This window comes from Arthrobacter sp. BG3, from assembly GCF_056680185.1.
In genome coordinates this window covers 2,076,054-2,092,087 of the sequence record NZ_CM155270.1, presented here as the reverse complement: position 1 = coordinate 2,092,087, position 16,034 = coordinate 2,076,054, and the positions used below count along the sequence as shown (strand labels likewise).

Here is a 16,034-nt window from a genome sequence, read left to right as displayed (position 1 = left end):
ACCCCAACGCGGGGTCACATGGCGCCCATAAACCCCTCGGGAATGGGCGCTAAGTGACCCCGCGTTGCTGGTGGCTGGCGGGGCTGGGGGCTGGCGGGGCGTTGGCTAGCGGGCGCGTTCGACGCGCTTTTCGTCCCAGACCGGCTCGGCTGATTCGTAGACCTTGCCATCGGAGCCGAAGACGAGGAAGCGGTCGAAGGTCCGGGCGAACCAGCGGTCGTGCGTCACGGCCAGGACGGTCCCCTCGAAGTGGTCGATGGCGCGTTCCAGCGCCTCGGCCGAGTGCAGGTCCAGGTTGTCCGTGGGCTCATCGAGCAGCAGCAGGGTGGCGCCGGAGAGCTGCAGCAGCAGGATCTGGAACCGCGCCTGCTGCCCGCCGGAGAGGGATTCATACTTCTGCTCCGACTGCGAGGCCAGGCCGTACCCGTCCAGGGCACCGGCCGCCGCCTCGCGCCCCATCCCGGACCGGTGTTCGTCGCCGCGGTGCAGGATTTCCAGCAGCGTTTTGCCGAGCAGGTCGGGCCGGACGTGGGTCTGGGCGAAGAAGCCGGGCCGGATCCGGGCGCCGAGCTTCACCGTGCCCTCGTGCGGGACTTCGGCGATGTCGACGTCGGACACCGGCAGGTGCTCCCGTTCCGGGTCGGTGCCCCCGGTGGCGAGCAGGCGCAGGAAGTGGCTCTTGCCGGAGCCGTTGGAGCCGAGCACGCCCACGCGGTCGCCGAACCAGACCTCCGTGGAGAACGGCTGCATCAGCCCGGTGAGTTCCAGCTGCTCCGCGACGACGGCGCGTTTGGCGGTCCGGCCGCCCTTGAGCCGCATCTGCACGTTCTGCTCGATCGGCAGCGCCTCGGGCGGGCCGGCTTCGAGGAACTTCGCCAGCCGGGTCTGCGCGGCGTGGTAGCGGTTGGCCATGTCCGAGCGGAACGCGGCCTTGTTCTTGTACATGTTGACGAGTTCCTTGAGCTTCACGTGCTCCTCGTCCCAGCGCTTCCGGAGCTCCTCGAAGCGGGCGTTCCGGTCCGCGCGGGCGTCCACGTAGGAGCCGAAGCCGCCGCCGTGGATCCAGGCGCCGGCGCCGTTGATGCCCGGTTCTAGGGTCACGATGCGGCCCGCGGCGTTGTTCAGCAGCTCGCGGTCGTGGCTGATGAAGAGCACGGTTTTCTTCGACTCGTTGAGTTTGGCCTCGAGCCAGCGTTTGCCCGGGACATCGAGGTAGTTGTCCGGTTCGTCGAGCAGCAGCAGTTCGTCGGGGCCGGCGAAGAGCGCCTCGAGCACCAGGCGCTTTTGTTCGCCGCCGGAGAGGCTCGACGCCGGGCGGTGCTGCGCGCGGTCAAAGGGCAGGCCCAGGGCCGCCATGCAGACCTCGTCCCAGACGGTCTCGACGTCGTAGCCGCCGGCGTCGCCCCAGTCCACGATCGCCTGGGCGTACTTCATCTGGGTGGGCTCGTCGTCGTGTTCCATCATCGCCAGTTCCGCTTCGTCCACGGTGCGGGCGGCGGCCGCCAGCGCGGGCGGTGCGGCGGAGACGAGCAGGTCGCGGACGGTGGATTCGTCCCGGACCTGGCCCACGAACTGGCGCATGATGCCCATGTTGCCGGAACGTCCGATCACGCCTTCATCGGCGATGAGATCGCCGGAGATGATCCGGAACAGGGTCGTCTTGCCGGTTCCGTTGGGGCCGATCAGGGCCGTCTTGGTCCCGTCCGGGACCTTGAAGGTCACGCCGTTGAGCAGCTGGGTGCCGTCGGAGAGGAAGTAATCGATGTTGGAAACGTCAATATGAGCCACCCCTCCATCCTCCCACGGACGCTGTCGCAGCCGGCCAGGGCACCTCAGCCCGCGGCGGTGAGGAATTCCTTCAGGAGCGGCCCGGAGACGGTGGCGCCGAGCCCGCCTTCCTCGACGAACACGGCGACGGCGAGGTCCCCGTGAACCGCCACGATCCAGGCGTGGGTCTTGGGCGGGCTGTCGGAACCGAACTCCGCAGTTCCGGTCTTGGCGCCGACGGGGGCGCCCGGAACGGACGCCAGGAACCCGGCATGACCGCTCGTCACAACGGCGCGCATCATGTCCGCGAGTGCGGCGGCCTCCGCCGCCGTTACCGGCGCCGCTGCGGATGATGCGGGTGCCGGCGGTGCGGACGCCGTCGCGTCACCGGACGGCGGGACCGCCGGCGACGGTCCGGATGTTCCGGTAGCGCCTGGGCTCCCGGTGCCCGGAGACGTAACGCCCTCATGAGGGTTCAACACCAGCTGGGCGGCCACCGGGGCGCCCTTGGCGACGGAGCCCGCCATGACCGCGGCGGACAGCGGGGACAACAGCACCTTCCCCTGGCCGATCATCGAGGCGGCGTGCTCGGTCCCCGCGGCGTCGCCCGGAACGGAGCCCAGGAAGGCGGACGCTCCAAGCGAAGGGGCTTCCACCGCGACGCCGAGGGACGTGGCCGCGGCTTCCTGCTGGGCCTGGCTGACCGTGTCGCGGGCGTTGATGAACGCCGTGTTGCAGGAGTGCGCGAAGGCATCGCGCAGGGTCACGGAGCCCAGGGAGGAAGCCGGGTAGCCTTCCGCGTTCTTGAAGGTCCGGCCGTCGACGGACAGGGTGGCAGGGCACTCCACGGTGGACTGGGGGGTCATTCCGTTGCGGATCATGGCCAGGGAGTCCACGATCTTGAAGATGGAACCGGGGGCGTACTGGCCCAGCATGGCGGTGTCATAGCCGTTGCTGCCCGGTCCGGATGCCGCGGCGAGGACGGCGCCGCTGGAGGGGCGGAGCGCCACGATGGCCGACGCCGGTCCCACCTTTCCCAGGATGTCCTCGGCCAGCTGCTGGAGGCTGGGATCCAGGGTCGTCTTCAGCGGCGTTCCCACCTTGATTTCGACCTGGAAGAGGGCCCGGCGGCCGCCGTTGAGCAAGGTCTGCCGTTCCTCGGGCGTGAGGCCTGCCTTTTCGGCAAAGACCTGGATCCCGTCGCTGCCGCGCAGTTGCGCGTCGTATTGCTGCTGCAGGCCTCCGGTGCCTGTGGTGTCCCCGGCTTTGAGCGTCCCGTTCGATTTCTCGATCTGTTCGGCATTCGCCTCGGCTGCGGTACCCAGCAGGGCGCGGGCGAAGGTGCGGGAGGGTGACAGGGGCAGGGAATCAGGGATGGCGCGTGCCCCGGGAATCGCGCCGATCTGGTCATCGGTGATGGTCCGGCCGTCCTCGCGCAGGGTGATGGCGTTAACGAAAGCTTCGGGGCCGGCCGCCTGGACCTGCTGGGCGTAGGCCGCGGGGTCCACGCCCACCAGCTGTGCAAGCTGGGTGGCAGATGCGGCCGGATCGGACGAAGCCAGCCGGGGTTTGTCGATGCCGACGTTCACGACCGGCCGGTAGGTGACCAGTTTGGCGTCTCCGGCGCCCAGGATTTCCGCCCGTGCCGGGGACTGGGACTGGATTCCCAGGATTTCACCCTCGGCCAGCCCGGGCGCCAGCAGGCCAGGGCTCCAGACGGCCAGCCACTTGCCGTCTGACTTCTTGAACTGTGCGGAAGTGGTGTATTTCCACTCTCCGGAGCCGATCTTCCAGCTGTAGTCCAGCGGGACAGTGGCCGTACCGGAGTCCAGCGTCAGCTCGCCGCTGTCCACCGTGGGCTTGACCGGGTCCAGTGCCTTGAACACCTGCCGGAGCTGTTCAGTGGCCGCACCGGATTCCTTGCCTTCGAAGGCGACGGGGCCGACGTCTTGCGCTGCGACGGCGGAAGCAAGCTGCTTCGCCGCATCCTGTGCGCCGGCGCGGCCGTCGTCGCAGGCCACCAGCGAGGCGCCGAGAATGAGGCCGATAAGGACAGATGAAAGTTTTGATATGTTCCCCACCGCGCCATTATGCCCCGTGGCGCGGACATTTTCCTTGTCACACAGCACCCGCCAGTGCCCGGGCCCCCTGCCCGGCCTGGGGTTGCCCTCGGTTGCTTGGAAACGCCGGATGATCCTCCGCTGCGCGGCCGCGGCGATCGCGGCAGTGCGGCTGTCCGCGCCGGGCCTGCCGACCAGCAGGACTCGGATACTGTTCACAGTTCGTTCCTGGCCGGGGCATCCGCGAGGGGCAGCCGGATGGCCACCACCGTTCCTTCGCCGGGCGCGGACTCGATATCGAGGCTGCCGTGCAGTGCCGTCACGCGTTCCTGGAGCGACTTCAGCCCGAAGCCCGATCCGTCGGGGCGCCGGGCGGGGTCCGTGACCTCGGCAAGATCGAAGCCGGCGCCATCGTCGAAAATATCCATCGCCACCTCGCTGCCCAGGAAGGACAGGGTCACGACGGCGGTGCGCGCCCTGGCGTGCACCCAGACGTTCGCGAGGCTTGCCTGCGCCGCCCGGAGCAGGGTGGCGCGGTACGGGGTGGGCAGTTCCACCGGGGTTCCCTCAATGTCGAAGCGGCAGCGCAGCCGGGTGCCGCGGGCGGCCGCCTCGGTTTCCGTCTTGTCGCAGAGCCGGCGCAGGCTGTTCACGAGGGGATCCTCCGCCGGGTTCTCCGCCCGGCTTTCCGCCGGGTTCTCCGCCGCGTTCTCCGCCAGGTTTTCCGGCAGGTTCACCACCGGGTTCTCCGCCAGAGCGGGTGGCTGAAGGCCGCGGACAAAGCTGCGCGCCTCGGCCAGGTTGGCCGAGGCCGTCTCCTGCACCGTCCGGAGCCGGTCCCGGGCTGTGGCCGTGTCCCCGTCGTCGAGCGACCTTTCCGCCGCACGGCCCATGAGCAGGATGCTCGAAAAGCCCTGGGCGAGCGTGTCGTGGATTTCGCGGGCAAGCCTGGCGCGCTCGGCCAGCATGCCGGCGTCGCGCTGGCTGCGGGCAAGTTCGGCGCGGGTGCGGCGCAGCTCCTCGGCGGCGGACCGCTGGCTTTCAGCTTCCAGGTAGAGCGCCCGGTAGCCCAGCCCGGTGACCACGACAAAGGCTGCCCCGAACGCCGGTCCCAGCACCATGGGCAGCTGCAGGGCGCCCCCGTCCGCTCCGGCGTTGTGGAACCACAGCGCGATGATGACCAGAACGGTGCTCAGCGCGACCGCCGGCAGCGCCAGCCGCAGCGCCAGCACGTGCAATTGCAGTAAGAAGAGCGGGAAGGCCAGCCAGACGAAGTCGGCACTGACCCAGATCAACAGCAGCCAGAGCAGGCAGACAGCACCCAGCCACAGCTGCGAATACGGCCGCGGATCGAACCGGGCCGGATCCGCGGAGTGGTTTTTCTCCAGGACGGTGCCCAGCAGATAGAGGGCGGCGAGGATCAGCGCAAGGCCCAGGGCGGGCCAGTCCGTGCCCTGGAGTCCCGTTCCCAGCAGCCGCAGAACGGCGACGAGCAGCAGCACGGCGAAGCCGCTGTGCAGGCACACCCGCAGGATGCGCAGAATCACCGCGGCCTGCGTCGTGGCTGCCGGGGCGGTCTCCGCCGGCATGCTGCCGGCCTCGTTAACCATGCCTTCAGCGTAGTGCCGCGCGGGCCCCGATTCCGGTCCAGGCCCTGTGCTGGGGTCCGCTGGGCGTCCTAGATCCCGAGGGGCGGCACCGCAAGGCCAAATATGTCCTTCAGGGCATATTTCGCGGCGTGGAATCCGGGCATCCCGGTCACCCCGGGACCGGGCGGGGTCGAGGAGGAACACAGGTACACGCCGCGCAGTGGGGTCCGCCAGGGGACTGGTCCCAGGACGGGCCGCCGGAGGATCCCGCGGAGGTCCATCAGGCCGGCGCTGAAGTCTCCGCCCACGTAGTTCTCGTTGTACACGCCCAGTCCGGCCGCCGTCGTGACGTGATGGCCGAGGATAAGGTCGCGGAATCCGGGGGCGAAGCGCTCCAACTGGGCGATAACGGCCTCCTTCATGTCCACGGTGGAACCGGCGGGTACGTGGCAGTAGCTCCACAGGATGTGCCGGCCCCCGGGGGCGCGTCCGGCGTCAAATCGCGAGGGCTGCGAGACCAGGACATAGGGCCGGTCCGGGTGCCGCCCCGCGGCGACGAGGTTTTCCGCTTCGGCCATCTCCGCGCGGGTGCCACCCACGTGGACCGTGCCGGCATCGGCCAGGCCCGGGGCCGCCCAGGGGACCGGGCCGGAGAGAATGAAGTCGACCTTGCAGGCGGCGTTTCCGAATCTGAAGGACTCAAGGGCGTGGCGGTACCGCTCCGGGAGTCTGCCGTCAGCAAGCCGGAGCAGTCCGGGGGGTGCCACATCCAGCAGGGTGGCCCGGACCGGGGGCAGCTCCGCCAGGGATCTGATCCGCGCCCCGGTTTCCACCGCCCCGCCGTGAGCTTCGATGTCCGCCACCATGGCCTGCGCGATCGCCGCGGAGCCGCCAACCGGGACGGGCCACCCGACCGTATGGGCAAGCGTCCCCAGCATGAGGCCCGCTCCGGCCGCCGCGGGGGCCGGAAGCTGCGACACCGCATGCGCCGCGGTACCGGTCAGCAGCGCGGGCGCCAGATCCTCCCGGAACCGCATACCCCACAGGGGCGAGCCCTGCTCCAGGACCCGGGCACCGAACAGGGCGGCCGCCACCGGGTCCCCCGGTATCCGCAGGAGCTGGTTCAGCGTCAGGTCCGTGATGCCCTCCGCCCGCTGCACGAGCGGGGCCATCAGCCGCCCGAACGCGGCGCCGTCCCGCCCCAGGCCGGCCACCGTCCGCTCCAGGGAGCGGTACGCCAGCGCCGCCTGGCCGCCGTCAAGCGGCGTGCCGTATGAGACCTCGGGAACCTCGAGCCGGATCCGCCCCGACAGCTGGAACTGCCGGAAAAACGGCGAGGCCAGGGCCATCGGGTGCACTGCCGAGCAGACATCGTGAAAGTGCCCTGGCTCGATGAGTTCCGCTGTCCGCAGGCCGCCGCCAGGGGTCGGCGCCGCCTCGTAGACGTGCACCTTCAGTCCTGCGCGGGCCATGGTCACCGCCGCGGCGAGGCCGTTCGGTCCTGATCCAACAACGGCCACATCAGGCATTCCAGGCCGCCTTCCGCCAGGGCAAGAGTGAATCCGAAGGGTGCAGGAGGTCAATCCGCAACCGGTCCGGAACGCCCTCGAACGGGCCGCCCTGCGGGTCATCCATCCCGTACCGGCGGACCACGTCATAGCTGGGGTCCCAGACGTCCCAGGCCACCCGCGCCATCAGGTAGGCGGTGGCCAGCATATGGGACACCACGGCGAGGACGTAGTACGGCATATCAATATTGTGCTGGGACACGCCGCCGCTCGTCACCTGCCCAAGGTACAACCAGACGGCCGCCCAGTGCAGCCCCTCGAACGTCTGCCAGATCAGGAAGTCCCGCCAGCGCGGGCGGGCCAGGGCCAGGAGCGGGATGAGCCAGATGACGAACTGCGGCGAGTAGACCTTGTTCGTCAGGATAAACGCGGCAACGATCAGGAAGACCAGCTGCGCGAGTCGCGGCCGCCGGGGCGCGGCCAGGGCCAGCACCCCGATGAGCACACACGCCAGCAGAAAGAGGTTCAGGGCCAGGGTGTTGATCGACTCCGGCTGCAGGGAAACCCAGCCCAGCCGGCCGGCGACGAGGTTGTAGGCAAACCAGGGCGAGCTGTAGCCGGCGGGCCGGTCCTCGGTGAACTGGTAAAAGTATATCCAGCCCTCCGGATTGGCGGCGGCGACCGGGAGGTTGACTGCAAGCCACGCGAGGGCAGCGGCGCCGGCAGTGACCAGGAGGGCCCGGATCCGCCCGGTGCGCAGGGCCAGGAGCAGGACCGCGCCAAGGATCAGCACTGGGTAGAGCTTGGTCGCAGTGCCCAGGCCAATAAAGATTCCGGCCAGGACAAGTTTGTTCCGGGAGAAGCAATACATGCCGAGGGCCAGCAGCCCAACAGCCCACATGTCCCAGTTGATGGTGCCGGCCAGGATAATGCCGGGGGCCACCGCCACCATGGCCGCGTCCCACGGCCGACGGCGGGCCATCCGTGCCGTCGCGAGTACCGTCACGATCCAGACGGCCGCGATCAGGGCGGCATTGATGTCGAAGTAGGCGAGAATCCGGCTGGGGGTGACGCCTTCGTCCGGAACCAGCAGGGCCGTGGCGCCGGCGATGAACCCCATGAGGACGGGGTATTCAAAGAACGTCCCCTGGGTGATGAACGGGAAGGCACCGTCGCCGAGGCCGCGGTTTTTGAACAGCTCCGGAAAGTCCGAATAGCAGGTCGCGTAGAACTGGCCGGGGGTTTCCCAGCCATTGATGCGGCAATACGACTTGAGGACAATCCCGATGACCGCGGCCAGCACGGTGAGCAGTATCAGGACGCGTTCCACGGTGAAAAAGCCCGGCGAAACGATGCCGGGGGCTGACCGGCGGCCCATCGGTCCGCCAACCAACTCGGTGAAATTCCTCAGCAGGGGGTCGCTGCGGCTCGGGATGACCAGTCGGACACGTCTACGGTGCTCCGGCGGCTTTGTCTCCTGCATGTCCCTGAGCTTACCGGGGCCACTCCGGCTGGCCATGCTGCGCCGGGCGGCCGGCGCAGCGGGTATCAATACGGTTGCTTAAATGGGGGAGCCCACGCGTCGCCGCGCGGGCTCCCCGGGGATCAGGTCCGATGCCAGTCATCAGTTGCTCCTTCGACGACCTGGACCTGCGTCAACGGATGAGGCCGATCCGATGCATAACAAGGAACACGTCCTCGCGCTTCTGGTCGAGGAGCTGTCCGTCGAACAGCGTCGTGCGCCCGGGTGCCGGCTGGAGGCACCGGCGCAGGAGCCTGTGGAGTTTCTGCTTCATGGTGGTCACCTCCCGCCGGTGGCTCGCGGTGCGTGATTGGACGGCGGTGCTGGCAGTAGCCACGATGGACCTTTCATTGGAATTGCCGGGAAGGGGGAGTAATTGGGCACGCCAATTAGGGCCTCTGTGAATTGGGAAAGAAAAGTCCATAAATGGGCGCGGAATTACCCGGCGCTAAAGAAATGATTTCGCAAAAGCGACAGGCTGGCCCCTGGACGCGGGAAAGCCGCAATCCCAACAGGAAGCTGGGTTCCGAACTTTGGGGATGCTGCGTAACCGCGGGGTTCCGCCTGGGTCAGTCCGCCGTCACGGCATTCCCGGGAAAGGGGTGCCGGTATCGCCCCGGCTCCGGGCCCTAGGGGAAGGAAACCAGGCCGGGAGCGGAGGGGTCAGGAGGCAGTCGGGCCGAAATGCGGGCGCGGTTCAGCGACAGAGGCCGGGGTGGCGGTGACGGAATACATCCATCCGCTAGTCAAAGTAATCATTTTCCCAACCTCCTTTTCTGTTCTGCCGTGGCTCCGGCTGACCGGCCGGGCGACGCGCTCCTCGACCCCGGCAGGACGCTCTGGGATCAGAAGTAAAATTACACCATGAATGCAGCATTTGACTACCGAATTCATAAACTTTCTTAAAGTTATTTCTAAACCGTATTTATAGGCCCCAGCGGACCACGGCCGGGGTCTTCTTGTCCCAGCCGAGCGTGCAGACTTTGGCCGTTCCCAGAATGAAGTGCCTGCCTTCGTGGGGATCGAGCCCCAGCCACCGGGCGGTGAGGATCCGGGAGAAGTGTCCGTGCGCCACGATCAGCACGTTGTCCAGGCCGGATTCCAGCACCCGCGCCACAATTTTATCCGCGCGCGCCGCGACGTCGTCCAGGGCTTCACCATTCGGCACACCGTGGGTCCAGATCAGGTACTCCGGGTTGTCCTTGCGGATAAGGTCCGAGCTGATGCCCTCGTAGTCGCCGTAGTCCCACTCCACCGCAAGCGGTTCCAGCTGGGCGTCTGGGAACCCGGCGAGTTCCGCGGTCCGGCGGGCCCGCCGCAGGGGAGACGTCAGCACGAGGTCGAAGTCGACGGCGTCGAGCACCTTGCGTGCCTCCACGGACTGCTGTTCACCCTCCACGGTGAGCGGGAGGTCGGTAAGGCCGGTGTACTGGCCGCTCTTGGACCACTCGGTTTCGCCGTGCCGCAGGATCCACAGCTGCGGGCGGGGGCCGTTTGACGGTGCAATCACTTAGGACTCCTCAGTTGAGAGTGCGACGGCGGACTCGGGCTGGGCAGCCCACCATTCGTGGAGTTTGGTCTCGGCCACGGCGGGATCGAGCGGGCCGTGTTCCATCCGTTCCTCCAGCAGGAATTTGTAGGCTCGCCCGACGACCGGGCCGGGCTTGAGGTCCAGCAGTTCCATAATCCGGCTGCCGTCCAGATCGGGGCGGACGGACTCGAGGGATTCCTGCTCCCGCAGGGCCGCGATCCGGGCTTCGAGATCGTCGTAGGCGAAGGCGAGCCGCTCGGCCTTGCGCTGGTTGCGGGTGGTGACGTCCGAGCGGGTCAGCCGGTGCAGCCGGTCCAGGAGCGGACCGGCGTCGGTGACATAACGGCGGACAGCGGAATCGCTCCAGCCTGCATCGCCGTAGCCGTAGAAGCGCATGTGCAGCTCCACGAGCTTGGCGACGGCCTTGATGGTGTCGTTGTCGAAGCGCAGTGCCTTCATCCGTTTCGACGTCAGTTTGGCTCCGACCATGTCGTGGTGCCGGAAGCTGACCGCGCCGCCCGGCTCAAAACGGCGCGTGGCGGGCTTGCCGACGTCGTGCATCAAGGCAGCGAACCGCAGCACAAAGTCCGGCCCGGGCACAGCGCCGTCGGCCCCCGTTTCGAGTGCGGCGGCCTGCTCCAGAACCTGGAGCGAGTGCTGGTAGACGTCCTTGTGTCGGTGGTGCTCATCGGACTCGAGGCGCAGGGCGGAGACCTCGGGCAGCACGAAGTCGGCCAGCCCGGTGTCCACGAGCAGGTCCACCCCGGCCCTGGGGTGTGCCGCGCAGATGAGCTTGACCAGCTCCTCACGCACGCGTTCCGCGGAAATCATGGTGATCCGTTCCGCCATCCGGGACATCGCTGCGCGGACGTCCTCGTGCACCGTGATGCCCAACTGGGCGGCAAAACGGGCAGCGCGCATCATCCGGAGCGGATCGTCGGAGAAGGAGGATTCCGGGGCGCCCGGGGTGGCCAGAATGGAAGCGTGGAGGTCGCGGACACCGCCGAACGGATCCACGAGCTCCAGCGCCGGGAGTCGCAGGGCCATGGCATTGATCGTGAAGTCACGGCGCAGCAGGTCATCGGTGAGCGACTTTCCGAACGCCACGACGGGTTTGCGGGAGTCGGGATCGTACGCCTCGGCGCGATAGGTGGTGATTTCGATCTGGAAACCGCTCTTGCGCATGCCGATCGTGCCGAAGGCGCGCCCGATTTCCCAAAAGTTGTCGGCCCACTTCTTGATCAGGGCAACTGTCTGGTCCGGGGTGGCGTCGGTGGTGAAGTCCAGATCGGGGGACACCCGGCCCAGGAAGAGGTCGCGCACGGGGCCGCCCACCAGGGAGAGTTCGTGGCCTGCGTCGACAAACCGTTGCCCCAGCTCCAGAACCACAGGGTCTACCTGGAAATCAACAGTGTGCGAGTCAGTCTCGTGATGTGCGTGCGCCATAGTTTCTTAAGCTTGTCAGAAATCCCGGCCAGCACCACACCGAATCCTTCGCGGACCCCGGCCGGCGGCGCTGAACACGGGGGCGTCCCGGGCGATCCACTTTCCCGGCCGTCCACTTTCCTGCCATGTTTAGGTCATCAAGAGCGGACAAGAGTCGTTAGAGTGGACTTCATGGCCCATCCCGTACCGAGCGCTCCCGGCAGGAGGACAAACGCACCGTTGCCTTCGGCAATCGGTGCCAATGTCGCGCCGGTGCAGCACTCCGGGCATGCCGCCCTCCCCACGGTGGAGGAAATCTCCGCCGGCGGCGTCGTGGTGGACACGTCCGACGCCGAACTCCGGGTTGCGATCATTGCCCGCCTTAATCGTGGCGGGCGGCTGGAATGGTGCCTTCCGAAGGGCCACCCGGAAGGCAAAGAAAGCAACGAGGAAGCCGCCGTGCGTGAGATCGCGGAGGAAACCGGCATCGAGGGCAAAATCCTCGCACCGCTGGGAAGCATTGACTACTGGTTCACGGTCAGCGGACACCGCGTCCACAAGACCGTCCACCACTACCTGCTGCAGGCCACGGGCGGGGAACTGACGATCGAGAATGATCCGGACAAGGAAGCCGTGGACGTCGCCTGGGTTCCCATCCTGGAACTTGCGCGGAAGCTCTCCTTCCCGAACGAACGCCGCATCGCCGACCTCGCCAAGGAAGTACTGCCGGAACACCGCTAGGGCCGCGCAGGCGCCCTCGGGCCTGGTTCAAAGGACGCGAATAGCGGCCAAAGCCGCGCCCGGGTGAGACGATAAAGACAATGTCATCTGCCAAACCCACCCCCGCACCCTCCGGCCCCGCCGATTCCAAAGCTGTCCAATCCGGAGAAGTCCGTTCCAGCGCCATCATGGCCGCGGGAACGCTGGTCTCGCGTTTTCTGGGATTTGGCAAGACGTGGATGCTGGCGGCCGCACTGGGCCTCGGCTCCACAGTCAACGACACGTTCATCAACGCCAATAACCTGCCGAACCTGATCTTCCTGCTGGTTGCGGGCGGCGTGTTCAACGCCGTCCTGGTGCCCCAGATCATCAAGGCGAGCAAGGCTCCGGACAAGGGGGCTGACTACATCAGCCGGCTGCTGACGCTGGCTGTCCTGGTGCTGCTGACGCTTACGTTGCTGGTGACGCTGCTCGCGCCCTGGGTCATCGAGCTGACGACGCAGGGCTATTCCCCGCAGCAGAAGGCCCTCGCGGTGTCGTTCGCATTCTGGTGCCTTCCGCAGATCTTCTTCTACGGCCTGTACGCCCTGCTGACCCAGGTGCTCAACGCCCACGGTGCGTTCGGACCCGCGATGTGGGCGCCGATCCTGAACAATATTGTTGCGATCGCCGGCCTCAGCATGTTCATCTGGACGTTCGGCGCGAACGTCTCCAGCCCCCACACACTGGATACCTGGGGCTCCAGCCAGACCTTGCTGGTGGCGGGATTCTCCACCATTGGTGTCATCTCCCAGACGGCCATCCTGCTGGTTCCGGTATTCAGGCTCCGGCTCGGCCTCCGGCCGCGCTTCGGCTGGCGCGGGGTCGGCCTGGGCCAGGCCGCCAGGCTGAGCGTCTGGACCCTGGCGACGGCCGCCGTCGGACAGCTGGCCTTCCTCTACGTCATGCGCATCGCGACGATCCCGGGTGCGGAACGGCTGCGGCTGGAACAGGCCGGGGATCCGGCCGCCCACAGCCTGCCCGGCAATGCCGTGCTGGAGGTGGCGAGCCAGTTGTATTTGCTTCCGCACTCGATTATTGCGCTGTCGCTGGCCACGGTGCTGTTCAACCGGATGACGCGGGCATCGCAGGCCGGGGACCGCTCCGCGCTGCGCAATGCGCTCTCCCACGGGCTGCGGACCATGGCCGTGGCGACGGTGTTCGGGGCCCTGGCCCTGTTCGCGCTTGCCGGACCGCTGGGCATGTTCTTCTCCGGCGGAGTGCCCCAGGACGGCGTCATGCTGGCCCAGACGCTGACCATCCTGGCGCTGAGCACGCCGTTCATGAGCGCCAACTTCATGATGTCGCGCGTGTTCTACGCCAACGAGGATGCCCGGACACCGTTCCTCATCCAGCTGGTGCTGGCCGTGGTGAACCTGGTTGCCGCGTTCACGATCCAGTTCCTGCCGTTCGATCAGATCATCTTCGCCATCGCCACCCTCTACACCGGCGGCAATATCCTGTCCGTGATCCTGAGCGCGGTCTTCCTGCGGCGACTCCTGGGACATCTGGACGGCCCCCGGATCGCCAACGCCTACATCAGGATGGGCTACGCCGCACTGGGATCCGCCCTGGCCGGCGCTGTGGCGTTGTGGCTGCTGGGCAGCTACAGCCGGGAGGGATTCGCATGGAGCACACCTGCCGCCGCGCTGGTGACAATCGCCGTCGTCGGGCCCGTCATGCTGGCGGCCTACCTGCTGCTGCTAAAGCTCTTCCGGGTGACCGAGCTGAGCGACCTGCTGCAGCCGCTGCTGGGCCGCCTGCGCCGCCGGTCGGGGGCCGCGCCCGCCGGAGGCCCTCCGGAGGGTGCAGCCGCCGCACGTGCCAGGCCGGAACGGGCGACCATCTCGGTGGACACCGGAATCATTCCGAGAATTTCCGGGGAATTCGACGCAGCGTCCTTCCGGGCAGGGCCGGACCTAGGCGAACAGGACGAGCGGGCCGGACGCGTCGGTCCGGAAGGCGGTTACCTGCCCGCAGAGGAACTGCCCAGCACCGCGGAGGGCGGTCTGGGCCGCGGCGAGGTCCCGCTGCCCGGGCGACGCACCTACCAGGGCCCGGCAGGGCACAACCCCTATTTCCCGTTCGGCGGCAAAAAGAAGAAATAGTAACCAGCGGAAGCGCGGCGCCGCGCTTCCGCGGCCCGGACCGGCGCATCGGCTAGGATCGAAGACTAACAAGGGGAGTTGCAGACCTGGGGTCCACCGGCTTTACCGGGGACCTGCTGTCACTGATGCAGTGATCAGTTCGGCAGCTCCCGGACAGTCTAGGAGGAGCCCGTGTCCCACCCGATCGATGTCGGATCAGTACTAGGTGGCCGTTACAAGGTCACTGCCACTGTACTGACCTCACATGACCAGGATCTGGTGCTGGACGGCGTGGACCAGGTGCTCAACCGTGCTGTGAGCATCCTCGTTGCCGGGCCCGGAAACGCGGACCAAGTGGCACAGAGTGCCCGGGAAGTGGCCACCGGGGAGCGTCCCGGCAGTGTCCAGATCCTCGACCTTGGGGTCAGCGAAGACGCGACCTACCTCATTACCAACCACACCTCGGCCGCTGACCTGCTGGACCTCGTGGTGTCCTCCAACCCGCCCTACGTCGAACCGTTCTTCACGGACACACTGGGCAGCGAGATCTTCGGCCAGCCCCGCTCCCGTGAACCCGAAACCTATGACGGTCTCTACGACGAAGAAGAGGTAGACGCCGGCTACATCAACTACGGGCAGACCCAGCAGCATGCCCCGACTCCGCGCGTGGGTCCCGCCGGACCGCCGACGACCCCCTCCCGGCCGCCGTCGCGTCCGACGGTGTCACCCGCTGCAGGTGCCGCTGGCGCAGCCGGAGCTGCCGGACTTGCGGCTGGCGCCGCCGCCGGTGGCGCGGCTGCTGCGGCGCACCCCAAAGCGAAGTCATCCGAGGCCGCACCCCGGGAAGCCCTGCCTGAGGTGACGGCACCCCAGCCGGTGCAGGGGGCCGCACCGACCTCCGGTGCGCGTGACTCCACGACGCCGGCTCCCGCCGAAACGCCCAAGGTGTCACTGTGGTCCGACGACGATTATGACCACCCGGCTCCCGAAGGCAGCCAGACTTCCCGCCAGACGGCAGCACCGGAATTTGCCACCGCCGCGGACCACGCGCCCGGGTTCTTCCCGGGTTCGGCCCGGGCCACCGAGTCCGCTGCGGATGACGACTACTACGGCAAGGACGAGGAACCACGGCGTGAGCCCCGCTCCATGCGCTGGCTGGTCGGCGGACTGCTGGCTGCGGTCCTCGTGGTTGGTCTGGTTCTTGCCGTGACCAACCTCGGCAGCCTCTTCAAGACGACGCCGCAGCCCGTTGCGGGCGGCAGTACCTCCGCCAGCGCGCCCGGTTCAACCCCGGCAGCGCCCTCGGGAACCGCCAGCCCCGCACCTGCCGCCGGCCCGCCCGCCATTGCTGACGTTACGCGGCTGGGCAACTTCGACTTCGCCGGCACCTATGACGGCGACCTGGTCAAGACTTTCGACGGCAATGCCGCCAGCTACTGGTCGGACATGGAGTTTGCCACAGACAACTGGGGTGGCCTGGCCGCCGAGGTTCCGCTCGTCGTCAAGCTGAAGAGCCCTGCCAAGGTCTCCTCTGTGACCCTCAGCCAGCTGGGGGCCTCAGGCGGCAGCATCAGCGTTTTCACCAACGACCGTCCCTCCCTCGATGGTGCCAAGCAGGTAGGCAGCAACAGCTTCACCTCCTCGGATCTGACGATGCCGCTGCAGGAACCCACCACAGCGCAGTACGTCATAGTCTCGATCAAGACCCTGCCCAAGCTGGCGGCGCCCAAGACCCGGTATGGATTCGGCCTACGTCTGGCTGAGATCAAGGTCCAGTAGCCGGGCC

The 16,034-nt window shown here is 67.6% G+C and carries 11 protein-coding genes; 3 read left to right on the top strand and 8 right to left on the bottom strand.

Annotated elements, in window-relative coordinates:
- Positions 1-105: 105 nt before the first annotated feature.
- The 8 genes from AC1MFL_RS09290 to AC1MFL_RS09255 form a co-directional block, all read right to left on the bottom strand.
- On the bottom strand, positions 106-1,788 hold the full coding sequence (locus AC1MFL_RS09290) for an ABC-F family ATP-binding cassette domain-containing protein (protein WP_479815028.1): 1,683 nt from the start codon (positions 1,786-1,788) through the stop codon (positions 106-108).
- 44 nt (positions 1,789-1,832) lie between these two features.
- Positions 1,833-3,848 (bottom strand): penicillin-binding transpeptidase domain-containing protein, encoded by a 2,016-nt coding sequence (locus AC1MFL_RS09285; protein WP_479815406.1) that lies wholly within the window; start codon positions 3,846-3,848, stop codon positions 1,833-1,835.
- Positions 3,849-4,042: 194 nt separating this feature from the next.
- A complete protein-coding gene (locus AC1MFL_RS09280; protein ID WP_479815026.1) occupies positions 4,043-5,437 on the bottom strand; it encodes a sensor histidine kinase in 1,395 nt (464 codons plus the stop codon).
- Between the two features lie 68 nt (positions 5,438-5,505).
- Complete coding sequence (locus AC1MFL_RS09275; protein ID WP_479815024.1) at positions 5,506-6,945, bottom strand: phytoene desaturase family protein; 1,440 nt, start codon at positions 6,943-6,945, stop codon at positions 5,506-5,508.
- The gene (locus AC1MFL_RS09270; protein WP_479815022.1) at positions 6,938-8,407 is read right to left on the bottom strand and encodes a glycosyltransferase family 87 protein; all 1,470 of its coding nucleotides are present in this window, start codon (positions 8,405-8,407) and stop codon (positions 6,938-6,940) included. The genes AC1MFL_RS09275 and AC1MFL_RS09270 overlap by 8 nt, the downstream gene beginning before the upstream one ends.
- 172 nt (positions 8,408-8,579) lie before the next feature.
- Positions 8,580-8,783: a hypothetical protein gene (locus AC1MFL_RS09265; RefSeq protein WP_479815020.1), complete on the bottom strand. Its 204-nt coding sequence runs from the start codon at positions 8,781-8,783 to the stop codon at positions 8,580-8,582.
- Positions 8,784-9,371: 588 nt separating this feature from the next.
- Entirely contained in the window at positions 9,372-9,956 is a 585-nt protein-coding gene (locus tag AC1MFL_RS09260; protein ID WP_301226190.1) for a histidine phosphatase family protein, read from the bottom strand.
- Positions 9,957-11,423, bottom strand: a complete 1,467-nt coding sequence (locus AC1MFL_RS09255) for a CCA tRNA nucleotidyltransferase (protein WP_479815018.1) — start codon at positions 11,421-11,423, stop codon at positions 9,957-9,959.
- Positions 11,424-11,642: 219 nt separating this feature from the next.
- Here AC1MFL_RS09255 and AC1MFL_RS09250 point away from each other — a divergent pair, with 219 nt between their 5' ends.
- The 3 genes from AC1MFL_RS09250 (at position 11,643) to AC1MFL_RS09240 (ending at position 16,027) form a co-directional block, all read left to right on the top strand.
- A complete protein-coding gene (locus AC1MFL_RS09250) occupies positions 11,643-12,143 on the top strand; it encodes an NUDIX hydrolase (RefSeq protein ID WP_479815016.1) in 501 nt (166 codons plus the stop codon).
- A gap of 80 nt (positions 12,144-12,223) precedes the next feature.
- Positions 12,224-14,269 carry a murein biosynthesis integral membrane protein MurJ gene (gene murJ, locus AC1MFL_RS09245; protein ID WP_479815014.1) on the top strand — a complete coding sequence of 682 codons (2,046 nt, stop codon included), beginning with the start codon at positions 12,224-12,226 and terminating at the stop codon, positions 14,267-14,269.
- Between the two features lie 171 nt (positions 14,270-14,440).
- Positions 14,441-16,027, top strand: coding sequence for an ABC transporter substrate-binding protein (locus AC1MFL_RS09240; protein ID WP_479815012.1), 1,587 nt, complete (start codon positions 14,441-14,443; stop codon positions 16,025-16,027).
- Positions 16,028-16,034 lie beyond the last annotated feature (7 nt).

Coding starts and splice junctions, on each gene's coding strand:
- AC1MFL_RS09280 (WP_479815026.1), bottom strand. CDS start 5,437: ATGGTTAACGAGGCCGGCAGCATGCCGGCGGAGACCGCCCCGGCAGCC.
- murJ (WP_479815014.1), top strand. CDS start 12,224: ATGTCATCTGCCAAACCCACCCCCGCACCCTCCGGCCCCGCCGATTCC.
- AC1MFL_RS09255 (WP_479815018.1), bottom strand. CDS start 11,423: ATGGCGCACGCACATCACGAGACTGACTCGCACACTGTTGATTTCCAG.
- AC1MFL_RS09270 (WP_479815022.1), bottom strand. CDS start 8,407: ATGCAGGAGACAAAGCCGCCGGAGCACCGTAGACGTGTCCGACTGGTC.
- AC1MFL_RS09275 (WP_479815024.1), bottom strand. CDS start 6,945: ATGCCTGATGTGGCCGTTGTTGGATCAGGACCGAACGGCCTCGCCGCG.